The following is a 26,162-nucleotide window of genomic DNA, read 5'->3' on the forward strand; positions in this document are numbered from 1 at the left end:
GGATCGGGGCCCTCGGACGCTCGACGTGGTGATCTGTCACGGCGCCCGACCGGCCGGCCTGGGCGAACACCGGGTTTCGTCTGGAACGACGCGCCGAGCCGTGCACGGCGACAACCGAACTCGACCGCGCCGGTAAATTGATCCGGTGCCCATCTCGTTCGACATTCCTGGAATGCAACAGTTGGACGACACGACCTGGGGGAATCCGGCCACTCGTGATGTCGTCGCGCTGAACTACGTCAACGGCGCACCCGATCTGCCCGCGCGGCTCGACGATCCGAAGCGGCTGCGCAGGCGGCTGGCCGAACACCACGCGCGCACCGGCTGCCTGATCGAGGCCTTCGTGGTGTGGGTCGACCAGTTGCCCGCGTTGCTGCGCGTCGAGAAGACGCGGATGCCGGGTCCGCACGGTGAGCTCGTGTTCGCGGCGTCCATCGTGGTGCCCAAGGACCGCTGCTCGGCGGTGTTCCAGATCATCTGCCCGGAGACGGGCCCGCCGGGGGAGCGGGAACGGACGATCGGCAGCCGATTCCGCCGCGACGAGATGTGCCCGCCCCACCCCTACGCGCCGGGCCTGCGCGGGAAACTGCCGTACCTGCTGTCCGACGACGTCCGCTTCGACGCCGAATTCCCGCATCACGCGCTCACCAGAGCGCGCCGCTGGGTCGCCGAAACGGTGCCGAACGTCCAGGTCGCCCCGTCGTTCGCGGCGCTGCCCGACTTCTAGGCGCCGGGCTGCCCGGTGCCGGCGGGCTTCTCGGTGACGAAGATGGCGGTGCCGGGGAAGATCTCCCCGCGCAACGGCGACCACTGCCCCCACTCGCGGTCGAGCCATTCCGGCCAGTCCGGTTCCACGATGTCGAGCAGGGTCAGCCCCGCGCCGACGATCTCGCGCACCCGGTCACCGATCGTGCGGTGGTGCTCGACATAGGTCGGCACGCCCTCGCTGTCGACCTCTACATAAGGGGTGCGGTCGAAATACGGGATGCGCGCGACCAGGCCGTCCTCGCCGGGATCGTCGGGAAAAATCCACCGCATCGGGTGATTCACCGAGAACACCCACCGACCACCCGGCGCGAGCACCCGCGCCACTTCGCGCATCACGCGCGCCGAATCGGCGACGAACGGCACCCCGCCGAACGCCGAACAGGCCAGATCGAAGGATTCGTCCGCGAACGGCAACGCCTCCGCGCCCGCCTGGACCAGCGGCACCCGCGGTCCGCCCTGCTCCATCGCGGCCACACCGCGTGCGAGCATTCCCATCGACACATCCAGCCCGACCGGATGCGCGCCCTGCCCCGCCAGCCAGCGCGAACACGGCGCCGAACCGCACCCGATCTCGAGCACCCGCTTGCCCGTCACGTCGCCCAGAAAATGCATGTCGCCCTCGTGCAGCCCCTCCGGGCACCACACGAATTCGCCGCCGGGGGAGTCGACGCCGAGGAAATCGGCGTGGGTCTGGTGGTACTGGTCGGCGTCGGCGTCCCACCAGCGCCTGCTGGCGCGTTCGCTGTCGGCCGAGCCGATCCTGGTTCGGGTGGTTGCCGCGGTTCCCAGCAGCGCGTTGGCCTGCGCATGGCGTTCGTCATCGGACACGGCGCCAAGGGTATCGGCGGGAACGGGGGGTGGTTTGCCCGGCTGGAACACCCTCGCGTACGCTGAGGCACGCGAGTGTCTTTCGAGGAACCTCTCACGAGGAACGCTGTGCGCCGGGGTTGATGCGTACAGTATCCGATGACGGAGTCGCCCGTGCTGAGTTTGATCAGCGGCAATGTCGGCGGTCCGTGCGATACTTGTTCGGTCCCTCGTCGCCTCGTCGCGGTGATCTCGCAGCGTACCGAAAGTTCCAATGTCCGCAACCGACCACAATCCGTCCGGAGCAAACCCACATATGCCCACCACCGTCACCTCGCCGCAGGTAGCCGTCAACGACATCGGCTCCGCCGAGGATTTCCTCGCCGCCATCGACGCCACGATCAAGTACTTCAACGATGGCGACATCGTCGAGGGAACCATCGTCAAGGTCGATCGTGACGAGGTCCTGCTCGACATCGGTTACAAGACCGAAGGCGTCATCCCCTCCCGTGAACTCTCCATCAAGCACGATGTCGACCCGAACGAGGTCGTTTCCGTGGGCGATGCGGTCGAGGCCCTGGTTCTCACCAAGGAGGACAAGGAAGGCCGCCTGATCCTGTCGAAGAAGCGGGCTCAGTACGAGCGCGCGTGGGGCACGATCGAGGAGCTCAAGGAGAAGGACGAGGCCGTCAAGGGCACCGTCATCGAGGTCGTCAAGGGCGGCCTGATCCTCGACATCGGTCTCCGTGGCTTCCTGCCCGCCTCGCTCGTCGAGATGCGTCGCGTCCGCGACCTCCAGCCGTACGTCGGCAAGGAGATCGAGGCCAAGATCATCGAGCTCGACAAGAACCGCAACAACGTGGTCCTGTCGCGTCGCGCCTGGCTCGAGCAGACCCAGTCCGAGGTCCGCAGCGAGTTCCTGCACCAGCTGCAGAAGGGCCAGGTCCGCAAGGGTGTGGTCTCCTCGATCGTCAACTTCGGTGCCTTCGTGGACCTGGGCGGCGTCGACGGCCTGGTGCACGTCTCCGAGCTGTCCTGGAAGCACATCGACCACCCGTCCGAGGTCGTCGAGGTCGGCAACGAGGTCACCGTCGAGGTTCTCGACGTCGACCTGGACCGCGAGCGCGTCTCCCTGTCGCTCAAGGCGACCCAGGAAGACCCGTGGCGTCAGTTCGCCCGCACCCACGCGATCGGTCAGATCGTGCCGGGCAAGGTCACCAAGCTGGTTCCGTTCGGTGCGTTCGTGCGCGTCGAAGAGGGCATCGAGGGCCTGGTGCACATCTCCGAGCTGGCCGAGCGCCACGTGGAGGTCCCGGACCAGGTCGTGGCCGTCGGCGACGACGCGATGGTCAAGGTCATCGACATCGACCTGGAGCGTCGCCGGATCTCGCTGTCGCTGAAGCAGGCGAACGAGGACTACCACGCCGAGTTCGACCCGTCGAAGTACGGCATGGCCGACAGCTACGACGAAGCGGGCAACTACATCTTCCCCGAGGGCTTCGATCCCGAGACCAACGAATGGCTCGAGGGCTTCGACAAGCAGCGTGAAGAGTGGGAAGGCCGCTACGCCGAGGCCGAGCGTCGCCACAAGATGCACACCGCTCAGATGGAGAAGATGGCTGCCGACGCGGCTGCCGAAGCCGCCGCGGGCGGTCCGGCCGCCGGCAACTACTCCTCCGAGAGCGGCAACGCCACGCAGGCCACCTCCGGCCCGGCCGAGTCCACCGGCGGTTCGCTCGCCAGTGACGCGCAGCTGGCGGCTCTGCGGGAGAAGCTCAGCGGTAACGCCTGAGTGAGTGGCAACGCCTGATTCAGGTAGAGCAACACAGTCGAAGGCCCCGGTCCCCACGGACCGGGGCCTTCGGCCTGTTTCCGGCCCGGTCGATCACACAGGGCGCGCACGACAACGAGCCCACCCGTTCGCAACGGGTGGGCTCGGGTGGTCGGTAACTCAGTTCGCGGGGGCGGGCACCCAGTAGGTGGCACCCATGCTGGTGCGCTTGCGCATCGCGGCGAAACTGTGTCTGGCGGGCGAGATCAGAGCGGTGAACCAGGACCGGCGATATTCGGCGAGAGTCGCTGCCACAGCAGGGAATTCAACGCAGTGCACACCGCCGGGCATGCCGAGGCGGTGGCGAGCCGTCCGGTGTTGTGTGGTGCCCATGATCATCCTTCGCTCGCTGGTGATTGGCCTTCTCGCCTGCGCGAAGGTTAGTCGACGCGACGCGCCCGGCCCCGGATTTGCCGCAGCCGCATATCGGCGTGTCGGGAACACCTGACCTGCTCCGGGCGCGGGGATGCGAGACTTGGCGCATGTTGCGGATCGGCCTCACCGGAGGCATGGGAGCGGGTAAGTCCACAGTGGCGCGGACCATGGTCGAGTTGGGGGCGGTGGTGATCGACTCCGACGCCATCGCCCGCGAGGTCGTGGCGCCGGGAACGCCGGGTCTGGCCGCGCTCGTCGCCGAGTTCGGCGACGCGATCCTGGCCGAGGACGGCAGCCTCGATCGGCCCGCGCTGGCGGCGGTGGCCTTCGCCGACGACGTCTCACGCGGCAAGCTCAACGCGATCACCCACCCGCTGGTCGGTGCCCGCACGGCCGAACTCATCGGCGCCGCACCCGCCGATGCCATTGTGGTGCAAGACATTCCGTTGCTGGTGGAGAACGGGCTCGCGCCGCTCATGCAGTTGGTGGTCGTGGTCGGCGCCGATGTGGAGACCCGCCTGCGCCGGCTGGTCGAGCAGCGTGGCGTCGCCGAGGCCGATGCGTTGGCCCGGATCGCCGCACAGGCCACCGACGAGCAACGTCACGCCGTTGCCGATGTGTGGCTGGACAACAACGGTGCACCCGGTGTGGTCGAGGAGCAGGTGCGGGCGCTGTGGGAACGGCGGCTGGTGCCCTTCGAGCGCAATCAGCGCGAGGGGGTGCGGGCGCGGGCGGAGTACCGGTTGATGCCGCACGACCCGGAGTGGGGCGCGCAGGCCCGCCGGATCATCGCCCGGCTGCACCTGGTGTGCGGTGCGGCGGCGGTGCGTATCGACCATGTCGGTTCGACGGCGGTGAGCGGGCTGCCCGCCAAGGACCTCATCGACATCCAGGTGACGGTGGCCGACCTGGAAACCGCTGACGCACTGGCAGATTCGCTGGCAGCCGCGGGATTCCCGCGCGCGGTCGGCATCACGCACGACAGCCCGAAGCCCACGCCCGAGGATCCGGCGGGTATCGACGTGGACCTGTGGGCAAAACGCTTGCACGGCAACGCGGATCCCGGCCGACCGGCGAATATCCATCTGCGTGTGCAGGATTCGCCCGGCCAGCGGTTCGCGCTCGACTTCCGCGACTGGTTGCGGGCGGAGGAGGACGTGCGGACGGAGTATCTGGAGATCAAGCGGACGGCCGAACGGGCGGCGGCGGGGAAGGCGGGCGAGGCGGCGGGCGAGGCCTATTACGCGGTGAAGGAACCGTGGTTCGACGTGGTCTATCCGAGGGTCGGTGAGTGGGCTCGCGCCCGCGCGTAACCCCGCCCTGGCATCTGTTAAACATCAATGTTTCAAAAACTGTCCGTAGTGGACGGCGCGCTGGTTACATTGTGGCGAGTCACTACCGGGTGACTCGATCACAGGGAAGTTGTAGCGCGTATGACAACACATCACCGTCTCGGCCGTGCGGGCTTCGGCATCACCGCGTTCGGCGCTGTCGCCGCCACCATCGTGCTGGCCGCCCCGCAGGCCTCGGCCTGGGTGGGCAACCTCAGCGTCGCGGGCACCGATCACAAGGTCGGGTGCAGCTACAAGCTGACGGCCAGCGTCGAGGTCGACAGGCTGACCTCGGTGAAGTTCACCGACAACGGGCGTGACATCGGCACGGTCTCGCCGTCGCTGCTCTCCGGCACGGTGAGCATGACCTGGAAGCCGACCACGACGGGCCAGCACAAGCTCGAGGCGCGGCAGCTGCTGATCAGCGACTCGATCACCGTTACCGTCGGTGAGGCGGCCGCGACCGGCAGCGCAGGCTGCGGTGGTGGCCTCGGCGACCTGCTCGGCAGCGGTTCGGCAGGCTGATAGATGGCGAAACCGCCCGCGACTTGTCCGGTCGCGGGCGGTTTCGTCGTTTCAGCGCCAGGTCAGGGTCATGCCGAGGGTGGCGAGCCACGTCTCTAGCGAGTACCCGTGCGCGGCGATCCCGTCGACCGCCGCGACCGCGTGTTCGATCGCCGCCTGGGCCTGTTCGGCATCGAGCAGGCCGTCGGTCTGCGCGGCGAGCAGTTCGTCGATGTCGACCAGGCGCACATCGCGGCCCGTGCGGACCAGCAGGTCGAGGTAGTGGTCCACCGAGCGCCACAGCGTCGGGGAGTCCCTGGTGAAGACGCCGACATCGACGTAGACGTCCTGCCACTGCTCGATGCCCGGGTTGTACCAGAGTTTGGACGCGCGCAGCGACAGACTCGGCAGCAGCCACGATTCCAGATAGTGGAAGCTGGCGTGGTCGGAGTGCCGCCCCATGTAGAGGCCCCACGGCTCCTCCCGGTAGACCTCGACCGGTCGTACGAAACCCTTCGGGTCGGTGTTGGTCTTGGCCGCCACGTCGAACAGCTCGTTTTTGGGCGGGTGCACGTGCACGGTCGAGGCCTGGGTCATGTGCGCAGAATCTACCGGCACGCGGGCAGCTGTGCCGCTCGCTTTCGCGTCCGGACGAATCTGTCGGTGGCTGCGCCTAACCTGGTGTGCATGGCATTCGCAACCGAGATCCCGGCCGAAGGGTACGAAGAGCGGGCGCACCCGCTCGCGCATTCGGAGCACCGCCCGGTCGGTGAGATCGAGCGCAAGGGTGGCCGCTTCGAGGTGGTCAGCCCGCATCAGCCGGCGGGCGATCAGCCCGCCGCCATCGCCGAGCTCGAGCGCCGCATCAACGCGGGGGAGAAGGACGTGGTGCTGCTCGGTGCCACCGGCACCGGCAAGTCGGCGACGACCGCCTGGCTGATCGAGAAGCTGCAGCGGCCGACCCTGATGCTCGCGCCGAACAAGACCCTGGCGGCCCAGCTGGCCAACGAACTGCGGGAGATGTTGCCGCACAACGCGGTCGAGTACTTCGTCTCGTACTACGACTACTACCAGCCCGAGGCCTACATCGCCCAGACCGACACCTACATCGAGAAGGACAGCTCGATCAACGACGACGTCGAGCGGCTGCGGCACTCGGCCACCTCCAGCCTGCTGTCGCGCCGCGATGTGGTGGTGGTCGCGTCGGTGTCGTGCATCTACGGTCTCGGTACGCCGCAGTCGTACCTGGACCGTTCGGTGCAGCTCGAGGTCGGCGGCGAGATCGACCGCGACGCGCTGCTGCGGCTGCTGGTCGACGTGCAGTACACCCGCAACGACATGGCGTTCACGCGTGGGTCGTTCCGGGTGCGTGGCGACACCGTCGAGATCATTCCCTCCTACGAGGAGCTCGCGGTGCGCATCGAGTTCTTCGGTGACGAGATCGAGGCGCTGTACTACCTGCACCCGCTCACCGGCGATGTGGTCCGTCAGGTCGACTCGCTGCGCATCTTCCCTGCCACCCACTACGTGGCGGGCCCGGAGCGCATGGAGAAGGCCGTCGCCGCCATCGAGGAGGAGCTGGCTGCCCGCCTGGCCGAGCTCGAGGGCCAGGGCAAACTGCTCGAGGCGCAGCGTTTGCGCATGCGCACCGAATACGACCTGGAGATGATCCGTCAGGTCGGGTTCTGCTCGGGCATCGAGAACTATTCACGGCACATCGACGGTCGCCCCGCCGGGTCGGCGCCCGCCACCCTGCTCGACTACTTCCCCGACGACTTCCTGCTGGTCATCGACGAATCCCACGTGACCGTGCCGCAGATCGGCGGCATGTACGAGGGCGATATGTCGCGCAAGCGCAACCTCGTCGAATTCGGGTTCCGGTTGCCCTCGGCGGTCGACAACCGCCCGCTCACCTGGGAGGAATTCGCCGACCGGATCGGCCAGGCGGTGTACCTGTCGGCTACGCCCGGGCCGTACGAGCTCGGTCAGGTGGGCGGTGAGGTCGTCGAACAGGTCATCCGCCCGACCGGTCTCGTCGACCCACAGGTCGTGGTGAAACCCACGAAGGGGCAGATCGACGACCTGGTACACGAGATCCGGCAGCGCACCGAGCGCGACGAGCGCGTGCTCGTCACCACGCTCACCAAGAAGATGGCCGAGGACCTCACCGACTACCTGCTCGGGCTCGGGGTCCGGGTGCGGTACCTGCACTCGGAGATCGACACCCTGCGCCGCGTGGAACTGCTGCGTCAGCTGCGCCTCGGCGAATACGACGTGCTCGTCGGCATCAACCTGCTGCGCGAGGGCCTCGACCTGCCCGAGGTGTCGCTGGTGGCGATCCTCGACGCCGACAAGGAGGGCTTCCTCCGGTCGAGCACTAGCCTCATCCAGACCATCGGCCGTGCGGCCCGCAACGTGTCGGGTGAAGTACACATGTACGCCGACAAGATCACCGACTCGATGCGCCACGCCATCGACGAGACCGACCGCCGCCGCGCCAAGCAGATCGCCTACAACGAGGCCAACGGCATCGACCCGCAGCCCCTGCGCAAGAAGATCGCCGACATCCTCGACCAGGTGTACCTGGAGGCGGGCGACGAGGTGGCCGTCGGCGGTTCCGGCCGCAATGTCAGCCGTGGCAGGCGCGCTCAAGGCGAACCCGGTCGTGCGGTGAGCGCGGGCATCTACGCCGAACGCGACGTGAAGTCGATGCCGCGCGCCGAACTGGCCGACCTCGTCGCCTCCCTCACCGACCAGATGATGAACGCCGCCCGCGAACTGCAGTTCGAGCTGGCAGGTCGCTTACGTGACGAGATCGCCGACCTGAAGAAGGAACTGCGCGGAATGGACGCTGCGGGGTTGAGCTGAGGATGGCGACGCGCGCCGGGCCGCTATGCGGACTGAGTCGCCATCCAGGCGGCAACGCGTCGGTCGGCCTCCTCGCGGGAGACGTCCTCGACGCGGGTCATCACGGCCCAGCGGTGGCCGAACGGATCGATGATCACGCCGTAGCGGTCGCCGGTGACGAAGGTCTGGGTTTCCTCGACGACGCGGGCACCGCGGGCGACGGCGCGCGCGAGCGCCTCGTCGACATCGGGGCAGTAGTGCACGATCGAGGTGTGCACCCAGCCCTCGGGGGCGCGAACGCTGTTGTCGTGCAGCGGGATTCCGAGCTGCAGGGTGGAATCGCCGATGAGCAGCTCCGCGTGGACGGGCCTGCCCTCGGCATCGTCGGCGCGGCTGAGCACCTTCGCGCCGAAGACCTCGGAGTAGAAGTCGACGGCCGCCTCGCCGTCGGCGACGGCCAGGAAACAGGTGATGGAGTGGTAGCCCTCGGGGATCGGTGCAACGTTCATGGCGTCGATCCTGCTCACCCGGCGCTCGCCGGTCTTGTAAGAACGCGACACCGGCGATGACGACCGGCGACATCGACGACGCGAAGGGGATCCTACTGCCGCGCGAGCAGGCCAGACACCGTTCGCTGCGGCGGCTCGAGGTGGGTCCAGCGCTGACGGAATTCGCCGACCGGTACTGGGTGGTGCGCTGGGATCTGCGTGGCAGACCCGCGTTCCGTGCCGAGGTGCTGTCGTTTCCGTGCGTGAACGTCACCTTCGAACGCAGCAGCACCCGCACCGGCGGATTCGTGAACGGCGTGTGCACCACCAAGTACGTGCGCGATCTCGACGGCGAGGGCGAGACATTCGGAATCCGTTTCCGCCCGGGCGGTTTCGGAGCCTTCACCGGGTGTGATGTCGGTGCCTTCCGTGACGGTTCGGCGCTGCTCACCGAGGTGCTGCCCGAAGCGGCGGGGCTGGCCGAGCGGGTACTGGCCGAACCGTCCGACGAGAACCGGGTCGGGATCGTCGAGGAATTCTTCGGCGGCCGTGGCGGTGCCGACGATCCGCAGTTCGCGTTGGTGTCGCGGATCGTGACGGCGATGGAGCGGGATCCCGAGCTCACACGCGTGGACCAGGTCACCGAACGGTTCGCGGTGCCCATGCGCACCGTGCAGCGGTTGTTCCGCCGCTATGTGGGCGCCGGCCCGAAATGGGTGCTGTGCCGGTTCCGGTTGCAGGACGCCGCCGATCTGCTCGCCCACTCCGACCCGGATCTGGCCGAGTTGGCCACCGGTCTCGGCTATTTCGATCAGGCGCATTTCAGCCGGGAATTCACCGCGCAGATCGGGATGCCGCCGCGCGAATACGCGCGCCGCGCCCGCGCGATGGACGCGGCCGCCGCAACGCTGTGAACGGGCACGGCACCGGCGGTGTTGTGACGAAAATCCCAGGCCCGCAGCGGCGTTGATTGTGTTGTGATTTGCCACAATTTCGTCGGCTCGCCGTTCGATCGGCGCAGGTGAATGCCGACGGCGGCGCCCATAATCCGGCACCGCCGGACAAAGTGACCCAACACTCCCGGTGTGATCTGTTGCGAATTGTCGATAAATCGGCGCGTTGTGGCGTTATGGTCGACGCAATTGCCGCGCCGATGCTCGATTCCCGGGTCGTTCGGCGCTGCACCGACCAAGTTGGAGGAGAGATGACCGCCTACCGGACCATTGTCGTCGGTACTGATGGCTCGGATTCGTCGTACGTCGCGGTGGAGAAGGCTGCGGCGCTCGCTGCCGACGCGGACGCGACTCTCGTGCTGGCCTGCGCCTACTTCCCGACCGATGATCGCGATGTCGCCGCCGCCGCCGATGTGCTCAAGGACGAGGCCTACCAGGTCCGTGGCTCGGCGCCGACCAACGAGATCCTGCACGTCGCCCGCGAGAAGGCGGTGGCCGCCGGTGCGAAGAACATCGTCGAGCGCGCCATCGTCGGCGAGCCGGTGGATTCCCTGCTCGAGCTGATCAAGGAGACCAAGGCCGACCTGCTCGTCGTCGGTAACCGTGGCCTCAATACCCTCACCGGCCGCCTGCTCGGCTCCGTCCCTTCGGACGTGGCCCGCAAGTCGCGCTCGGACGTCCTGATCGTCCACACGGTGCGCTGAGGTTCGACCACACGCCGAGGGCGCCGCGCCACAGCGCGGCGCCCTCGGCTGTTTTCACCGCATAACGGGCTCCTGCCTTGTGCCGTCGCGCAATCCGATCGACATGATGTCGCTCGGTTCGTCGAGTTCGATCCGGTGCCAGCGTCCACGTGGCACCACGAACGCGGTGCCCGCGGTCAGTGCCACGACATACTCTCCCTCGCAGGCCGTCTCGGGTCGCAGGTACAACCGCATCGCGCCCGTCAAACAGCACACCGCCTCGTCGGCGGTGGGATGCATCTCCCAGTGGTCGGCGTGCACGTCGGCGTCGGTCTCGACGTGGAAGGTGGCCAGCTGCCAGCCATCTGTGCCCGCGGTCATCCGGCGTTCCGCGGCGCTCACCGCTCCCTCCGGCTCGAATCGGAGGGCGCGGTCGAACAGGTTGATCGGGTACATCGTTCTTCCTCTCATCGTGCTGGTGCGGGAACAGGTTGGTGGGCAAGTGGTTCGGTGCGTCGCGTGCGTGGAAGGACGACAGCGGCGATCGCCGCGGCTACGGCGAACAGCAGTGCGGCGACGGCGAGAGCGAACGCATAGCCGTCGGTCAGCGCTGTCGGATCGCTGCCCGTGCCGGTCCTGCTCGCGGCGAGGGTGGCGAGCGCGGCGACACCGATGCTGCCGCCGAGCTGACGGGCACTGTTGAAAGCGCCGGAGGCCATGCCCGCCTCGCCGGGCGCGACGGCGGTGACGGCGGCCGATGCCACCGGCGCCAAGCACAGGCCGAGTCCGAAACCGCCGATCAGCGACGGACCGAGGATGTCGGCGAGGACGCTGCCGTCGGGGCTGATCAGTGCGAACCAGCCGATGCCGACCGTGGTGAACACCGCGCCGCCGATCAGGATCGGTCGTGGCGAACGGTTCGCCCCGATCCGTGTCGCGACCAGCGTCCCCGCGATGACGCACAGCGAGAACGGCAGGAAGGCCGCCCCGGCGGCGCCCGCGCCGAGCCCAAGGACCTGCTGCAGATACAGCGAGACCAGGTAGAACGCCGAGAATTGGCCTGCCGCAGCGAACAGCACGAAGAGGTTGGCACCGAGCACCCACCGGTTGCCGAACAAACCGAGGCGCAGCAGCGGATTACGCGCACGGCGTTCGACGACCACGAACGCCGTGAGCGCGACAAGGGCCGCGACGAGCGTCGCGGCGGTCATCACGGAGAACCAGCCGTGGCGATCGGTGCGGATGACGCCGGTCACCAGCAGTCCGACACCGGCTGTCGCGGTGAGCGCACCGAGGAGGTCGAGGCTCGCGGGCGAGTCGGACGGTCGGTCCGCGGGAACGCCTGCGGCCGTGGACAGTAGCGCCACCGCGACGATCGGGATATTGACCAGCATCACCCAGCGCCAGTCCGCGTACTCGGTGAGCAGGCCCCCGACGAGCACGCCGAGCGCGCCACCCGCCGCATTGACGCCACCCCATACGCCGAGAGCGCGGACCCGCGCAGGCCCTTCAGGAAACACCGTGGTGAGGGTCGCCAGCGCGGCGGGCGCGACGGCGGCCGCCGCGATGCCCTGCGCGGCGCGCGCGGCGACCAGCTGCCAAGGTGCCTGCGCGAGCCCGCCGGCGAGGGAGGCGACGCCGAAGGCGATCAAACCGGCGGTGAACAGCCGTCGCCGACCGTACAGATCGCACGCCTTACCTCCGAGCAGCAGAAATCCGCCGAAGGTCAGCGCGTAGACGTGCACGACCCAGGCCAGGTCGAGGGGCGTGAAACCGAGTGTGTCGCCGATCGAGGGGAGCGCGACATTCACGACTGCCATGTCCAGCGCGACCATGAACTGCGCGACGGCAACAGCGGTCAATGCGGCGCCGGAGCGCGGGGGCGAAGAGTTTTTATACATGTATAAAAACTAACTCGACGACGGACCTGTGTCCAGGCCTGCGCCGGCTGGTGGGTCAAGATGGACCTATGGCAACCTCGTCGCGCACCGGAAGACCGGCCCGAATCTCTCGCGCCGACATCGTGGCCGCCGCCCACGGTGTGATCGACACCGACGGCGTCGAGAAGCTGACGATGCGCAGGCTGGCCACCGAACTCGGCTGTACGCCGATGGCGCTCTATCACCACGTCCGCGACAAGGACGCACTGCTGCGGCTACTTCTCGACGACTACGCCGACCAGGTCGAGTGGCCGGAGCTGCCCGACGATCCACGGCAGCGAATTCTGGTGGCCGCCACGGCGATGCACGATGTGCTGGCCGCCCGGCCGTGGGTGGTCGAGGTCCTCGTCGACGGCGATCTTTTCGGGCGTTCGGCGCTGTGGTTTCCCGAGACCATCATCGACGCCGGGGTCGCGGCGGGTCTGTCGCTCGACCGGGCGGCCGAGGCCTATCGCGCGGTCTGGCACTACACCGCGGGTGCGCTCATCATCACCGCGCGGTCCTCTCGCCGGGCCGCGCAGGGGCCGACCTATCGGGACGAGGTGTTCGCGAACCTGGACGCCGAGACGACGCCACGTCTGGCCGAAATCGGTTCTCGCTGGACCGATTTCGACGCGACGAGCTCCTACGGTGCCGGACTGGCCGCGCTGGTCGACGGGCTGCTGTCCGCGCCCCGCTGACCCGCTCGGCGCGCTTCACGCGAGTGTGGACAACACCTCGGGTAGCTCTTCGGTGTGCACCACCGAGAGCCGCTGGGTGGCGCGGGTGAGTGCGACGTAGAGGTCGTTGAGACCGCGCGGGGACTCCTTGACGATGGCCTGGGGTTCCACCAGGTAGACACGGTCGAACTCCAGGCCCTTGGCGTCGTGCACCGTGAGGACCTGCACCGATTCGCCTGCCAGCGGGGACAATTCGGGGACGAGTGCGGCAGGGGCGAGGACGGCGGCGGTGCCGGGAGCCTGCTCGGCGGCGATCAGTCGGGCCAGTTCGTCCTGCACTTCCGCAGGCGAAACACGATATGCGCGAGGGGGATTGCCGATTTCGCGGACCGAGCGCGGTGCCTGGGCGGTGGGGTCGATGGCGGCGAGGACGTCGGCGGCCACGGCCATGATCTCGGCGGGGGTGCGGTAGTTGACCGTGAGCTCGGTGAGCTTCCAGCGTTTGGCCACATAGGGTTCCAGCACCCGCTGCCACGACGACGCGCCCGCCGGGTCGCCGGTCTGGGCGACGTCGCCGACGACGGTGATCCAGCGATTCGGGATGCGCCGCATCACCATTCGCCACGCCATCTCCGACAGCTCCTGCGCCTCGTCGACGATCACGTGCCCGTAGGTCCAGGTGCGGTCGCCCGCGGCGCGCTCGGCCGTGGTCTGCCGGTTGCCGAACTCCTGGCGCTGGGCCAGCTGAGAGGCATCGATCAGGTCGTAGGCCATCAGGATCTCGGGGTCGAGTTCGTCCTCGATGTCCTGGGGTGCGGAACCGGTGAGGATGTCGAGCGCGTCCTGAGCCTCGGCCAGCTGCGCGCGCCACCGGCGGCGTGCCCGTTCGCGCTCCTCGGTGTCGTCCACACCGAGCAGTTCGGCCAGTTCGTCGAGCAGCGGTGCGTCGGCTGCGGAGAATGTGCCGTCGTCAGGGCGGACGAGTTCGGCGCGGTCCTCGGGGCTCAGCGACTTGGCGGCGCGGTCGAGCCGGGCCGGGTCGGCGAGCAGATCGGCGAGGACCTCCTGCGGGGAGAGCACCGGCCACAGCGCGCTGATCGCGGCCTGCACCTGCGGGTCGGCGCGCATCTCGTCACCGATCTCGCTCAGATCGGCAGAGCTGAGCAGGCTGGTGCCGCCGGACAGATCGGCACCCATCGTCGCGGCCAGCTGATCGGTGAGCGCGTCGATCACCGACGAGGCGAAGATCGGCCGCGCGAGATTGTGCGGACGGCGCGAGGAACGAGCCCGGCCACGCGCCCGGGTCGCGATCTTGCGGTCGAGCAGCACCGGGTAGCCGTCGAAGGTGAGCCGCACCGGTTCGGCGGGCACCTCCTGTCGGTCGCGCACCGCCTGCTTGAGCACCTCGAGCATGTCGAGCGAACCCTTGATCTCGCCCGCGCGCAGCGAATCCTCGCGGACCGCCTTCACCCCCGGATACAGGTCACCGATGGTGGACAGCAGCACACCGGTCTCACCGAGCGAGGGCAGCACCTGCCCGATGTAGTCGAGGAAGGTGGCGTTCGGGCCGATGATGAGCACACCGCTCTTGGCCAGCTGCTGACGGAAGGTGTAGAGCAGGTAGGCGGCCCGGTGCAGCGCCACCGCCGTCTTGCCGGTGCCCGGCCCGCCCTGCACCACGAGCACACTCTTGTGCTCGGAGCGGATGATCGCGTCCTGTTCGCTCTGGATCGTCTCGACGATGTCGTTCATGTGCCCGGTGCGGGCTGCGTTCAGCGCGGCGAGCAGGGCGCTCTCGCCGCCCACGCCGTCGTCGGTACCCACCGCGCCGTCGCGTTCTGCTGCGCCCAGATCGAGGTACTCGTCGTTGATCGCGGTCACCGTGCGGTTGCGCGAGCGGATGTGACGGCGGCGGACCACGTCCTCGGGATTGGCGGTGGTCGCCAGGTAGAACGGGCGCGCCAGGGGAGCGCGCCAGTCCAGGAGCAGCGGCTCGTAGTCGTTGTCCTCGTCGAGGATGCCGAGGCGCCCGATGTAGCGGGCGGCGTCCTCGGTGGCGTCCAAGTCGATGCGGCCGAAGCACAGACCGTGCTCAGCGGCGTCGTATTTGGCCAGGTCCTCGCTGTAGAGCGCGGTGAACGACTCGCGTTCGCTGCGCGCCTGCGGGGTACCGCCCGCTTCCAGCAGCACGGTCTTGAGCCGGTTCTGCGCGTAGTCGCGCATGGCGTCGAGGCGGTCGTAGAGCACCGTGAGGTACTGCTGTTCCTGTTCGATCTCGCGGCCGCGCCCGCCCTGGTCGGTGGTTGCGCGGTCGTCGGCGAGGCGGTCGGGCAAAACAGGACTCCTTTGTCACCGCGTTGAGAACAGAGTTGTCGAGTCTACTTGCCAGCGGACGGCAGCGCGCCCGTCGCGGGGAAGACTTCGTCACCGGTCACCGGCGTGAAGTGCTCGACCACCGGGAAAGGCTCATAGAAGTGATGCAACAGCGCACGCCAGCGCTGATATTCCGGCGACCCGCGAAACCCCTCGGTGTGATCGCTCAGCCGCGCCCACCGCACCAGCAGCAGATAGGTGTCGGGCCGCTCCACGCACCGCGACAACGACAGCCCACCGAAGCCGGGCATACCGGCGATGATCGGGTAGGCCTGCGCGAAGGCCGCCTCGAAGGCGTCGGCGGAACCGGGGCGGACGGGCAGCAGGGCGTGTTCGACGATCACGCCGACCAGTTTGTCAGGACGCGTGCGTGGTGTGGTTGCGGCGACCGGAGGGCTTGTCGCGGTACATGGCCAGATCGGCGTCGTGCAGTACGGCTTCGGGAGTGCGGCGCTCGTGCGGGCCGAGTTCGGTGACGCCGATCGAGGCGCTGACTTCGAGACGGTGCCCGCTCGCGATGATCGGCTCGGCCATGGTGACGCGCAGCCGTTCGATCAGACGCGGCAGATCGGTGCGCTGCGGGTGCCCGGCGAGCAGCACGAGGAACTCGTCCCCACCGAGCCTGCCCACCACGTCCTCGGCACGCAGAGCGCGTTGCAGCCGCTGGGCGACGATCTGCAGGACCGTGTCGCCGATGGCGTGGCCGAGAGTGTCGTTGATCGCCTTGAACCCGTCGAGATCGATGAACAGCACGGTGGTGACCAGGCCGCCGCCCTCGTCGGCCAGTGCCGCCGACAACTGCGACAGGATCAGCGACCGGTTCGCCAGTCCCGTCAGCGCGTCGTGGGTGGCCTGGTACTCGAGCTGCATCTTGCTTGCCCGGTATTCGGTGACATCGGCGAACGACGACACCCCCGCCGAGTCCGGGCTGTCGGGATTGAGCAGCCGGCAGTTACACGACAGCCACACCTGCTGACCGTCGGCCCGGCGCACCCCGAACACGAACCGCGTCACCGGCTCGCCGGTCGTCAACGTGTGCGCCATCGGATGCCTGCCCACGGGCAGCGGCTGACCCTCCCAGTCGATCATCGTGACGGGGAGCTCGTCGAAACGCGCACCGAGGACCGGGGCGGAGTCGGCGATGCCGAGGATGCGCCTGCCCGCCGGATTGATCGATTCGAGCCTGCCCCGCCGGTCGACGACCAGCACACCCTCCTCGAGCTGGGAGACCACGGTGGTGAAGTACGCCTCGGCCTGCCGTGCGGAGGCCTCGGCGGCCCGCTGCGCGGTCAGATCGTGCACCACCACCTGATAGGCCAGCTCACCTTGCCAGGCCGTGAGCACCGACACCGTCTGCACGGGCACCTTCTGCCCGTCGATGCGCAACAGGTCCATTTCGGTCGGCGGTGACGCCGCGCCCTCGGCGGTGAGCTGGGCGATCCGGTCGAGCATCGCCGGAATGGAGTCGGAATGCACGAAATGGGTGATCCGCAATCCGAGCAGGTCCTCGGCCGTGTGCGCGCCGAGCAGACGCACCATCGCCGGGTTCACGTAGACGATGACGCCCGCCTCGTGCACGCAGATGGCATCGGGAGTGTGTTCGACCAGCGAGCGGTACCGCTGGGCGAGCAGCTCGGCGTTCGCCGCGTCGGTGTCGGTTTGTCTCACTGCGATACCCCCGATCTCGGCCTGGTCTTCGGATGACGCACCGGACTATCGTGGTGACCCTCGACGAGATCCGCGAGGAGCGACGTGAGACCGGAAGGACGTCCCGGCGGCATGGCCCACCGAGTCGATTCTATGTCGATCGGTGGTATCGGTGTGGTCTCCGGCTACGGCTGGGGCCGTGAACAATTGTTTCAGGGGGTGCTGGGGGGAAAACCGGCCGCCGGTCTGTATCCGGGTTACGGGCCGGGACGTGACGAGCACGCCTGGGTCGGCCGGATTCCGGACGGCGGTGACCCGGCGCACGGTCGCGGATTGTTCGGGCGCGCCGTGGTCGCCTCGGCTGCCGAGGCGGTGGCCGACGCCCGCGCGCGTGGCTGGCGCGACGAGGGCCGAACGGTCGGCCTGGTGCACGCCATCACCCTCGGCGACGTGGCCGACTGGCGCGATTTCTACCTGCGCGACGGCGGGCACCGCCGCTCCCGCGACTACCTGCCGATGCTGCCCTCCACCCCCATCTCGGTGGTGATGCAGCAGTACGGCTTCCACGGCCCAGCCATGAACGTGTCGGCGGCGTGCAGTTCCGGCAATGTCGCCGTACTCACGGCGCGGCAGTGGCGCGACGCCGGCCTGGTGGACGACGTGTTGTGCGTGAGCACCGACCTGTCGGCCACCCCGGAGATGCTCGAGCATTTCGTCGGGATGGGCGCGGCCGTGTCCGATGTGGACCCGTTCACCGCGTGCCGCCCGTTCCAGGAGGGCAGCCTGGGGTTCGTGATGGCGGAGGCGTCGGTGGCGGTGCTGCTCACCGACGCGGTGGATCAGCCCTACGCGCGGGTGCTCGGCGGCGCCATGAACAACGACGCCTACCACGTGGTCTCGGTCGAGCCGACGCACGAGCAGTACCTCGAGTGCGTCCGGAAAGCATTGCGCGACAGTGGGGTAGCGGCCTCGGAGGTGAACTACGTGAACGCCCACGGCACCGGCACCCGCCAGTGCGACGACGCCGAACGCGACGTGCTCACCACCGTTTTCGACGACCGACCGTCGATCATCTCGGTCAAGCCGCTCACCGGTCACTGCCAGGGCGCCGCGGCGGCCGTCGAACTGGCGCTGATCGCTCTGTCCTACGACACCGGCGTCGTCGCGTCGGCACCGGTCGTCGCGCCCGCGCATCCGCGATTGCTCGACGGGCCGACCCCGATGCGCGGTGGTCTCACCGTGAATCTGTCGATGGGGATGGGCGGCAACAACTCCGCCCTCGTCGTCGGTCCGGCCTGAGGCTCAGTCCTCGCCCGACTCCGGCCCGCCCGCCAGGGCGAAACCGCCGGGGGTCGGCTGATCCTGCGGGAGTGGAACCGCCCAGCGCAGTCTCGTGCCCGGCATTTCCGAATGGTCGCCGTCGGCGTCGTCGGCCCGCACCGCCGGCGCGATCTGGAACCGGCCCCCGGCCTCCAGTGCGCGCTGCTCGAGATTGCGCAGCCCGCTGCGGACGACGTGATTCGGGATGCCCCACCCGTTGTCGCTCACGGTGATCGTGAGATCGTCGGCCACCTCGATCACGATGGCCACGGTGTCGGCGCCGGAGTGACGCACCGCGTTGCTCACCGCCTCGCGCACAACGGCTTCGGCGTGATCGGCCAGTTGCGGGTCGAGTACCGAGAGCGGGCCCGACACCTGGATGGTCGCGCGCATCGCGATGTCGGCGGTCTGGCGTCGGATCGCGAGTTCGAGCCGCTGTTGCAGCCCCTCGCTGTGGCCCGAACCGCTGGCGTGCAGGTCGAAGATGGAGGTGCGGATCTCCTGCACCACCTCCTGCAGATCCATGATCACCGTCGAAAGTCGTTGCCGCACTTCGGGAACCACTGCCTTGGGCATGGTGGCCTGCACGGTGAGGCCGATCGCGAACAGGCGCTGGATCACATGGTCGTGCAGGTCACGGGCGATGCGGTCGCGGTCGGCGACGATATCGAGTTCGCGCATCCGCCGTTGCGCGTCGGCCAGGCGCACCGCCAGCGCCGCCTGATCGCAGAACGCGGCGGTGAGCTCGAGCATCTCGTCGGAATAGGGTGCGAAGCCGGGCGGGCGGATGGTCACCAGCACGCCGAGCGTGGCGTCGGGTGTGCACAGCGGAAGGACCAGAGCCGGTCCGGCACCAGGCAATTCGGCAACGGGGAAATCGACGCCGAGGACGACCTCGGACACGTCGTCGAAGCGCAGCGGTGTGCGCCTGCTGAAGGCGTCGCCGAGTACTGTGCCCGCGATCGGGATCGTCTGCCAGTCCTGGCCCGCGTCGGGGCCGGTCCACTGGGTGACGACCAATTCGCCGACCTCGCCGGGGGATTCGTCGGGCACCGGCACCGAGGCCAGAAACGCCTGGTGCGAACCGGTCAGCCCGCGAGCGTGGTCGACCACGTGGGCGAGTACCCGGTCGGATTCGGTGCCCGCCAGGAATTCGGTGGCGATGTCGCGCGTCGCCTCGATCCAGGCCTGCCTGGTGCGCGCCTGCTCGTAGAGGCGCGCGTTGTCGACCGCGATGCCCGCTGCCGCGGCCAGCGCGAGGACGAGCACCTCGTCCTCCTCGGTGAACGGCTGTCCATCGGACTTCTCGGTCAGGTACAGGCTGCCGAACACCTCGTCCCGGATGCGCACGGGGACACCGAGAAACGAGTGCATCGGCGGGTGACCGGGCGGGAAACCCACCGAGGACTCGTGCTCGGTGAGATCGTCGAGCCGCAGCGGTGCCTTCTCCGCGAACACGGCACCGAGCACACCGCGGCCCGCCGGTAATCGCCCGATCCGGTCGCGGATGTGTTCGGGCATACCCTCATCGATGAACTGCGCGACCTGCTGACCGTGCCCGCGGACCGCGAGCGCGCCGTAGCGGGCATCGACCAGGTTCATCGCCGTGCGCACCATGGTGCGCAGGGTTTCGTCGAGATCGAGGCCCGCGGTGACCGTGAGCATGGCCTCGACCAGGCCGTCCATCCGGTCGCGCGAGCCGATCATCACCTCGACCCGGTCGGCCACCTCGCCGAGCAGGGCGCGCAGGCGCTGCTGAGACGCGGTGCGGCCCGCCGAATAGCGGCCGCTCCGACCGTCATTCGCCATCGCCGTATCCCGTCGCCGCCCACCTTCGTACCGAGTCAGGAGAAGTCTAGTCCTCGAGGTTGGGGACTTTCGGCCCTTCTACCGCACCGCGCACAGTGGTGGCATAGGGCAGCGGGGGGACGCCGGATCGAGAAGTGGGGCAAGAGATGTATTCGTTGTCGAGCACCCAGCACTGGACTACCGCCGCCGACCCCGAGCTCGCGGTGACCACCCGTGGCGAGGTACCGGCTCAAGACGTCACCCGCGCGGTGCGTGCCATCACCCGCGTGATGCGGCGCCATCATCTCGACAGTCCGGCCCGGGTGCGCGTCACCGCTCCGCGCGGAAACGACGAGCCGACCCTGGTGCAGGCCAACATCCGCACCAACGACACCCTCACCCGTGTGCAGGTCACCGGGCCGGGCGGGTTCGCGGTGACGTTCGCCGCCGAACGTCTGGACCGTCAGCTGGCGCGCCGCGCGGGTAAGGAAGCACGTGGCGCCTGGCCGGACCCGGCCCGGCGCCCGCTGGCTCAGGTCACCGAGACCCGTCCGATCATCCGCCGCAAGGATTGCGCGTTGATGACCGGCACCCCGCTGGAAGCCAGCACTGTCCTGGACGCGATGGATTACGACGCGTATCTGTTCACCGACGCCGATACCGGCGAGGACGCCATCGTCACCTGGGCCGACCCGCACGGTGTGCGCCTGGCCCGCCAGCACCGCACCGTCGCCGCGGGCGACTCCGCGCACCTGCCGCTCACCGCCAGCGCCATGCCGGTGCGGGTGGTGCAGGACGCGGCCCCGGTCTATGCCGAGGACGAGGCATCGGACGTGCTGTGCCGTGGCGGCCTGCCGTATCTGTTCTTCACCGACAGCCACAGCGGCCGGGGCAACCTGCTCTACCGCCGCTACGACGGGGACCTGACCATCGTCGTCCCGTCCTGATCTCTACGGTTCGCGCAGCTTGGTCGCCAGCACCGCGGCCTGGGTGCGGCGTTCGACGCCGAGTTTGGCCAGCAGGCGCGAGACGTAGTTCTTGACCGTCTTCTCGGCCAGGAACATGCGGGCCGCGATCTGACGGTTGGTCAGCCCCTCGCCGAGAAGTTCGAGCAGCCGCCGTTCCTGGTCGGTCAGACCCGCGAGGGGACCGGTCGGTTCGGTGCTGCGGCGCAGCCGGGCGCGCAGCGCGTCGGCCGCGCGGGTGTCGAGCAAAGAGTGACCGGCGCCGACCTGCTTGATCGCGTCGGCCAGCTTCATCCCGTCGATGTTCTTCACCACATATCCGCTGGCACCGGCCAGAATGGCGTCGAGCATGGCGTGCTCGTCGGAGAACGAGGTGAGGATCAGGCAGCGCAGGTCTTCGAACTCGGCCAGCAGATTGCGGCACAGCTCGATGCCGTTGCCGTCGGGTAATCGGACATCGAGCACCGCCACATCGGGCCGGGTCTCCCTGATCCGCACCATCGCCTCGGCCACGCCACCTGCCTGACCGATCACAGTGAGTTCAGGATCACCCTCGAGCAGGTCGATCAACCCGCGCCGCACGATCTCGTGGTCGTCGACCAGAAACACCTCGAGCACGGCGGCCCCTTCATCACGTAGAACGTCCCCCCTGTTCGGTCCAACATAATCCGCTCACCCACATCCCGTGCAGAGACAGACAATCGCCCACCCAAATCCTGTGCGCAGACAGCAAACTCGCGCGCTCAAAGCGCGCTCAAAGTCCGCCATGACCGCACTCCCAGCTCCGCACGACCCGACCTCGAGGAGGGTCCGCCGCGAAGCGGCGCAGCGGCCCGGCCGCGCGAACAGCGCTCGAAGCGCATGCGCGAAGCGCGAGTCTCGAGCGCTGTTCGCGTGGCCCCCCAGGGGCCGCGCTCGAGCGCGCCAGCGCTCCAACAAACACAGCTCAGCCGTTCTTGTCGGTGGGTCCACCTAGCATTGATTCCTGGGGGTTCATGTCCGGCGAGCGGATGACGATGGAGAAGGGATTCACCAGGTGGCGGAACGCCTCACTGTGCGCGGAGCTCGGGAACACAACCTGAAAGGTGTGGACCTCGATCTGCCGCGTGACAGCCTGATCGTGTTCACCGGTCTGTCCGGTTCGGGTAAGTCGAGTCTGGCGTTCGACACGATCTTCGCCGAGGGACAGCGCCGGTATGTCGAGTCGCTGTCGGCGTACGCGCGCCAGTTCCTCGGGCAGATGGACAAGCCGGATGTGGACTTCATCGAGGGCCTGTCACCCGCGGTGTCGATCGACCAGAAGTCGACCAACCGCAACCCGCGGTCGACGGTCGGCACGATCACCGAGGTCTACGACTACCTGCGCCTGCTCTATGCCCGCGCGGGCACACCGCACTGCCCGGTCTGTGGCGAGCTCATCGCCAAGCAGAGCCCGCAGCAGATCGTCGACCAGGTGCTCGCCATGGACGAGGGCCTGAAGTTCCAGGTCCTCGCGCCGGTGGTGCGTACCCGCAAGGGTGAGTTCGTCGACCTGTTCGACCAACTCAAGACCCAGGGTTACTCGCGTGTGCGGGTGGACGGCGTGGTGTATCCGCTCACCGATCCGCCCAAGCTCAAGAAGCAGGAGAAGCACGACGTCGAGGTGGTCGTCGACCGCCTGTCGGTGAAGGCCGCGTCCAAGCAGCGCCTCACCGACTCGATCGAGACCGCGTTGCGGCTGGCCGACGGCATCGTCGTGCTCGATTTCGTCGACCGCGACGAACACGCGCACGACCGGGAGCGCCGTTTCTCCGAGCGCCTGGCCTGCCCGAACGGCCATCCGCTCGATATCGAGGATCTCGAGCCGCGCTCGTTCTCCTTCAACTCGCCCTACGGCGCCTGCCCCGACTGCACCGGTCTCGGCATCCGCAAGGAGGTCGACCCCGAACTGGTCGTCCCCGATCCGGATCTGAGCCTGGCCGAGGGCGCGATCGCGCCGTGGTCGCGCGGTCAGACGGCCGAATACTTCAACCGTCTGCTGTCCGGTCTGGCCGAGGCCATCGGCTTCTCTATGGACACCCCCTGGCGTGAACTCCCGGCGAAGGCGCGCAAGGCGGTCCTCGAGGGCAGCTCCGACCAGGTGCACGTCTCCTACACCAACCGCTACGGACGCAAACGCTCCTACTACGCCGATTTCGAAGGCGTGATGCCGTTCCTGCAGCGGCGCATGGACAACACCGAGTCCGAGCAGATGAAGGAGCACTACGACGGGTACATGCGCGATGTGCCGTGCCCGGTGTGCAATGGTGCCCGCCTGCGCCCGGAGATCCTGGCCGTCACGCTGGCCGCCGACGGCAGGAACAGGTCGATCGCCGAGGTCAGCGACCTGTCGATCGGGGAGTGCGCGCACTTCCTCAACTCGCTGACGCTGGGGGAGCGCGAGGCCGCGATCGCCGGCCAGGTGCTCAAGGAGATCCAGGCCCGCCTGGGCTTCCTGCTCGACGTGGGCTTGGAGTACCTCACGCTCTCGCGCGCGGCGGCGACGCTGTCGGGCGGCGAGGCACAACGCATCCGGCTGGCCACCCAGATCGGTTCCGGCCTGGTCGGCGTGCTCTACGTGCTCGACGAACCGTCGATCGGCCTGCATCAGCGTGACAACCGCAGGCTCATCGAAACCCTGCTGCGGCTCAAGAAGCTGGGCAACACCCTGATCGTGGTCGAACACGACGAGGACACCATCCGCGCCTCGGACTGGGTGGTCGACATCGGTCCGCTCGCGGGTGAGCACGGCGGTCGTGTGGTGCATTCGGGTCCCTACCAGGAACTGCTCACCGAGCCCGAATCTCTCACCGGCGCTTATCTTTCCGGCCGCGAGCAGATCGAGCTGCCGCTGGTGCGCCGCGCGGTGGACAAGAAGCGCAAGCTCACCGTCGTCGGCGCCACCGAGCACAATCTGGCCGGCATCGATGTGGCGTTCCCGCTCGGTGTGCTCACCTCTGTCACCGGCGTCTCCGGTTCCGGCAAGTCGACGCTGGTCAACGACATCCTGGCCACCACGCTGGCGAACAAGCTCAACGGCGCGCGGCAGGTGCCGGGCAGGCACACCAGGATCAACGGCGTCGACCAGCTCGACAAGCTGGTGCAGGTCGACCAGTCACCGATCGGGCGCACCCCGCGCTCGAACCCGGCCACCTACACCGGTGTCTTCGACAAGATCCGCACCCTGTTCGCCTCGACCACCGAGGCCAAGGTGCGCGGTTACCAGCCGGGCAGGTTCTCCTTCAACGTCAAGGGCGGCCGGTGCGAGGCGTGCTCGGGTGACGGCACGCTCAAGATCGAGATGAACTTCCTGCCGGACGTGTACGTCCCGTGCGAGGTGTGCCACGGCGCCCGCTACAACCGCGAGACGCTCGAGGTGCACTACAAGGGCAAGACCATCGCCGAGGTCCTCGACATGCCGATCGACGAGGCCGCCGAGTTCTTCGAACCGGTCACCTCGATCCACCGGTACCTCAAGACCCTCGTCGAGGTCGGTCTCGGGTACGTGCGTCTCGGCCAGAGTGCCCCGACCCTGTCCGGTGGTGAGGCGCAGCGCGTGAAACTGGCCGCCGAGCTGCAGAAACGCTCGACCGGTCGCACCGTGTACATCCTCGACGAGCCGACGACCGGTCTGCACTTCGAGGACATCCGCAAGCTGCTCAAGGTCATCAACGGCCTGGTCGACAAGGGCAACACGGTGATCGTCATCGAGCACAACCTCGATGTCATCAAGACCTCCGACTGGGTCATCGACATGGGCCCGGAAGGTGGTTCCGGCGGTGGCACGGTTGTCGCCACGGGCACTCCCGAGGAGGTGGCCCAGGTCGCCGACAGCTACACCGGTCAGTTCCTGAAGGAAGTCCTCGCGGCTCCGGCTCCGAAGAAGCCCGCGGCGAAGAAGAAGGCCACACCGGCGGCGAAGAAGGCGCCCGCGGAGACGGCGACGGCCAAGCGGCTGGCCAGGAAAGCGGCCGCATTGCGCTGACCGGCAGGTGCGTCGGGGCGGAACGGGTTACCGTTCCGCCCGGGACTTCCCGAAAACCCTACGAAGTGAAACGGCCATAGGTAACATTCGCCTCGCCGTCGCCGGAAGACCGGTCAGTAGCGGTTTGTCGATCGACATCCAGTGGTGTCACGCGCGGCGTGGGCAGCGCGGTCGCGGATGTCGTGCAGTACGAAAGGAACGTCCCCATGGATGAAGCCACGATGGCGCTCATCGGCCAGATTCTGAATTTCCTCAGTGGCGGGTCCTCGCTGGCCTACGAGCCCACGACGCCGACGCCGACTGCCTGACCCGGCAGCCCCGAAAGGATCACCAGCAATGGATACCGGAAGCGCGGCCATCTTCACCGCCCTCGCCAACATGATCTCCTCCGGCTCGGCCGTCTCGGTCACCCCCGGTCAGCCGCCGACTCCGACCCCTACGGTCTGAGCGGCGCTCACGACGTAAAAGGATCCGCCGGCACGCAGGTGCCGGCGGATCTTCGCGTTTCGGGGCTCAGTGCACCGGGCCGGTGTACTTCTCGCCCGGGCCCGCACCGGGGGCGTCCGGTACCGACGACGCCTCACGGAAGGCGCGCTGCAACGCCTGCAGGCCCTCGCGGATCGGCCCGGCGTGCGGTCCGAGGTACTCCACCGACGAGGTGACCAGGCCGGCCAGCGCGGTGATGACCCTGCGCGCCTCGTCGAGGTCGACATTGGCGCCGGTGTTCGGGTTCTCCTCGGCAAGGCCGAGCTTCTCCGCCGCCGAACTCATCAGCATCACGGCGGCCCGGCTGATCACCTCGACCGCGGGAATGTCGGCCAAGTCGCGCACGGGAGGATCGAGCTCGTCAGTCATGGGGATCAGGCTATCGCCAGGGCTG

Annotated in this window: 23 protein-coding genes; 11 read left to right on the forward strand and 12 right to left on the reverse strand. The window is 68.2% G+C overall.

What is annotated here, in order from left to right; translation table 11 throughout:
- Window positions 1-172: 172 nt before the first annotated feature.
- A complete protein-coding gene (locus ACWEVR_RS24620; RefSeq protein ID WP_067644619.1) occupies window positions 173-727 on the forward strand; it encodes a hypothetical protein in 555 nt (184 codons plus the stop codon).
- On the opposite strand, the gene ACWEVR_RS24625 is transcribed toward ACWEVR_RS24620, so the two are convergent.
- Window positions 724-1,596 carry a methyltransferase domain-containing protein gene (locus ACWEVR_RS24625; protein WP_452468895.1) on the reverse strand — a complete coding sequence of 291 codons (873 nt, stop codon included), beginning with the start codon at window positions 1,594-1,596 and terminating at the stop codon, window positions 724-726. The genes ACWEVR_RS24620 and ACWEVR_RS24625 overlap by 4 nt on opposite strands.
- Window positions 1,597-1,891: 295 nt before the next feature.
- Between ACWEVR_RS24625 and rpsA the strand changes: the two genes are divergently transcribed.
- Window positions 1,892-3,367, forward strand: a complete 1,476-nt coding sequence (gene rpsA, locus ACWEVR_RS24630; protein WP_067498011.1) for a 30S ribosomal protein S1 — start codon at window positions 1,892-1,894, stop codon at window positions 3,365-3,367.
- A 159-nt stretch (window positions 3,368-3,526) separates the two neighbouring features.
- On the opposite strand, the gene ACWEVR_RS24635 is transcribed toward rpsA, so the two are convergent.
- Complete coding sequence (locus tag ACWEVR_RS24635) at window positions 3,527-3,739, reverse strand: hypothetical protein (RefSeq protein ID WP_452468896.1); 213 nt, start codon at window positions 3,737-3,739, stop codon at window positions 3,527-3,529.
- A gap of 149 nt (window positions 3,740-3,888) precedes the next feature.
- On the opposite strand from ACWEVR_RS24635, the gene coaE reads away from it, so the two are divergent.
- On the forward strand, window positions 3,889-5,094 hold the full coding sequence (coaE, locus tag ACWEVR_RS24640) for a dephospho-CoA kinase (RefSeq protein ID WP_452468897.1): 1,206 nt from the start codon (window positions 3,889-3,891) through the stop codon (window positions 5,092-5,094).
- Between the two features lie 120 nt (window positions 5,095-5,214).
- Window positions 5,215-5,637: a hypothetical protein gene (locus ACWEVR_RS24645; protein ID WP_181697694.1), complete on the forward strand. Its 423-nt coding sequence runs from the start codon at window positions 5,215-5,217 to the stop codon at window positions 5,635-5,637.
- Between the two features lie 51 nt (window positions 5,638-5,688).
- Here the strand turns inward: ACWEVR_RS24645 and ACWEVR_RS24650 are convergent, their stop codons facing one another.
- The gene (locus tag ACWEVR_RS24650) at window positions 5,689-6,213 is read right to left on the reverse strand and encodes a DUF402 domain-containing protein (RefSeq protein WP_452468898.1); all 525 of its coding nucleotides are present in this window, start codon (window positions 6,211-6,213) and stop codon (window positions 5,689-5,691) included.
- Between the two features lie 90 nt (window positions 6,214-6,303).
- Here ACWEVR_RS24650 and uvrB point away from each other — a divergent pair, with 90 nt between their 5' ends.
- Window positions 6,304-8,484 carry an excinuclease ABC subunit UvrB gene (gene uvrB, locus ACWEVR_RS24655; RefSeq protein WP_452468899.1) on the forward strand — a complete coding sequence of 727 codons (2,181 nt, stop codon included), beginning with the start codon at window positions 6,304-6,306 and terminating at the stop codon, window positions 8,482-8,484.
- Window positions 8,485-8,507: 23 nt separating this feature from the next.
- Here uvrB and ACWEVR_RS24660 read toward each other — a convergent pair whose 3' ends face one another.
- Window positions 8,508-8,972 (reverse strand): VOC family protein, encoded by a 465-nt coding sequence (locus ACWEVR_RS24660; RefSeq protein ID WP_452468900.1) that lies wholly within the window; start codon window positions 8,970-8,972, stop codon window positions 8,508-8,510.
- Between the two features lie 56 nt (window positions 8,973-9,028).
- On the opposite strand from ACWEVR_RS24660, the gene ACWEVR_RS24665 reads away from it, so the two are divergent.
- Together ACWEVR_RS24665 and ACWEVR_RS24670 are read left to right on the forward strand one after the other, a co-directional pair.
- Window positions 9,029-9,865 (forward strand): DUF6597 domain-containing transcriptional factor, encoded by an 837-nt coding sequence (locus ACWEVR_RS24665; protein WP_452468901.1) that lies wholly within the window; start codon window positions 9,029-9,031, stop codon window positions 9,863-9,865.
- A 290-nt stretch (window positions 9,866-10,155) separates the two neighbouring features.
- On the forward strand, window positions 10,156-10,608 hold the full coding sequence (locus ACWEVR_RS24670; protein ID WP_067498187.1) for a universal stress protein: 453 nt from the start codon (window positions 10,156-10,158) through the stop codon (window positions 10,606-10,608).
- A gap of 54 nt (window positions 10,609-10,662) precedes the next feature.
- Here the strand turns inward: ACWEVR_RS24670 and ACWEVR_RS24675 are convergent, their stop codons facing one another.
- Window positions 10,663-11,043: a cupin gene (locus ACWEVR_RS24675; RefSeq protein WP_452468902.1), complete on the reverse strand. Its 381-nt coding sequence runs from the start codon at window positions 11,041-11,043 to the stop codon at window positions 10,663-10,665.
- A gap of 11 nt (window positions 11,044-11,054) precedes the next feature.
- A complete protein-coding gene (locus ACWEVR_RS24680) occupies window positions 11,055-12,488 on the reverse strand; it encodes an MFS transporter (RefSeq protein ID WP_452468903.1) in 1,434 nt (477 codons plus the stop codon).
- 68 nt (window positions 12,489-12,556) lie between these two features.
- Between ACWEVR_RS24680 and ACWEVR_RS24685 the strand changes: the two genes are divergently transcribed.
- On the forward strand, window positions 12,557-13,207 hold the full coding sequence (locus ACWEVR_RS24685) for a TetR/AcrR family transcriptional regulator (protein WP_452468904.1): 651 nt from the start codon (window positions 12,557-12,559) through the stop codon (window positions 13,205-13,207).
- Window positions 13,208-13,222: 15 nt separating this feature from the next.
- Here ACWEVR_RS24685 and ACWEVR_RS24690 read toward each other — a convergent pair whose 3' ends face one another.
- Genes ACWEVR_RS24690 through ACWEVR_RS24700 form a run of 3 tightly spaced genes read right to left on the reverse strand, consistent with a single transcriptional unit; the run spans window position 13,223 to window position 17,227 of the window.
- Entirely contained in the window at window positions 13,223-15,520 is a 2,298-nt protein-coding gene (locus tag ACWEVR_RS24690) for a HelD family protein (RefSeq protein WP_452468905.1), read from the reverse strand.
- A 44-nt stretch (window positions 15,521-15,564) separates the two neighbouring features.
- On the reverse strand, window positions 15,565-15,903 hold the full coding sequence (locus ACWEVR_RS24695; RefSeq protein ID WP_452468906.1) for an antibiotic biosynthesis monooxygenase family protein: 339 nt from the start codon (window positions 15,901-15,903) through the stop codon (window positions 15,565-15,567).
- 13 nt (window positions 15,904-15,916) lie between these two features.
- Window positions 15,917-17,227 carry a diguanylate cyclase domain-containing protein gene (locus ACWEVR_RS24700; protein ID WP_452468907.1) on the reverse strand — a complete coding sequence of 437 codons (1,311 nt, stop codon included), beginning with the start codon at window positions 17,225-17,227 and terminating at the stop codon, window positions 15,917-15,919.
- 132 nt (window positions 17,228-17,359) lie between these two features.
- On the opposite strand from ACWEVR_RS24700, the gene ACWEVR_RS24705 reads away from it, so the two are divergent.
- Window positions 17,360-18,505, forward strand: coding sequence for a beta-ketoacyl synthase N-terminal-like domain-containing protein (locus ACWEVR_RS24705; protein ID WP_452468908.1), 1,146 nt, complete (start codon window positions 17,360-17,362; stop codon window positions 18,503-18,505).
- A gap of 3 nt (window positions 18,506-18,508) precedes the next feature.
- On the opposite strand, the gene ACWEVR_RS24710 is transcribed toward ACWEVR_RS24705, so the two are convergent.
- Window positions 18,509-20,335 (reverse strand): GAF domain-containing protein, encoded by a 1,827-nt coding sequence (locus ACWEVR_RS24710; RefSeq protein WP_452468909.1) that lies wholly within the window; start codon window positions 20,333-20,335, stop codon window positions 18,509-18,511.
- Between the two features lie 146 nt (window positions 20,336-20,481).
- Here ACWEVR_RS24710 and ACWEVR_RS24715 point away from each other — a divergent pair, with 146 nt between their 5' ends.
- Complete coding sequence (locus ACWEVR_RS24715; RefSeq protein WP_067498565.1) at window positions 20,482-21,261, forward strand: sigma 54 modulation/S30EA ribosomal C-terminal domain-containing protein; 780 nt, start codon at window positions 20,482-20,484, stop codon at window positions 21,259-21,261.
- 3 nt (window positions 21,262-21,264) lie between these two features.
- Here ACWEVR_RS24715 and ACWEVR_RS24720 read toward each other — a convergent pair whose 3' ends face one another.
- On the reverse strand, window positions 21,265-21,897 hold the full coding sequence (locus tag ACWEVR_RS24720) for a response regulator transcription factor (protein WP_067498562.1): 633 nt from the start codon (window positions 21,895-21,897) through the stop codon (window positions 21,265-21,267).
- Between the two features lie 418 nt (window positions 21,898-22,315).
- Here ACWEVR_RS24720 and uvrA point away from each other — a divergent pair, with 418 nt between their 5' ends.
- Window positions 22,316-25,282: an excinuclease ABC subunit UvrA gene (gene uvrA, locus ACWEVR_RS24725; RefSeq protein ID WP_452468910.1), complete on the forward strand. Its 2,967-nt coding sequence runs from the start codon at window positions 22,316-22,318 to the stop codon at window positions 25,280-25,282.
- A gap of 513 nt (window positions 25,283-25,795) precedes the next feature.
- Here uvrA and ACWEVR_RS24730 read toward each other — a convergent pair.
- Entirely contained in the window at window positions 25,796-26,137 is a 342-nt protein-coding gene (locus ACWEVR_RS24730; protein ID WP_067498543.1) for a DUF1844 domain-containing protein, read from the reverse strand.
- Window positions 26,138-26,162: the final 25 nt, after the last annotated feature.

The organism is Nocardia sp. NPDC003979 (genome assembly GCF_053605015.1).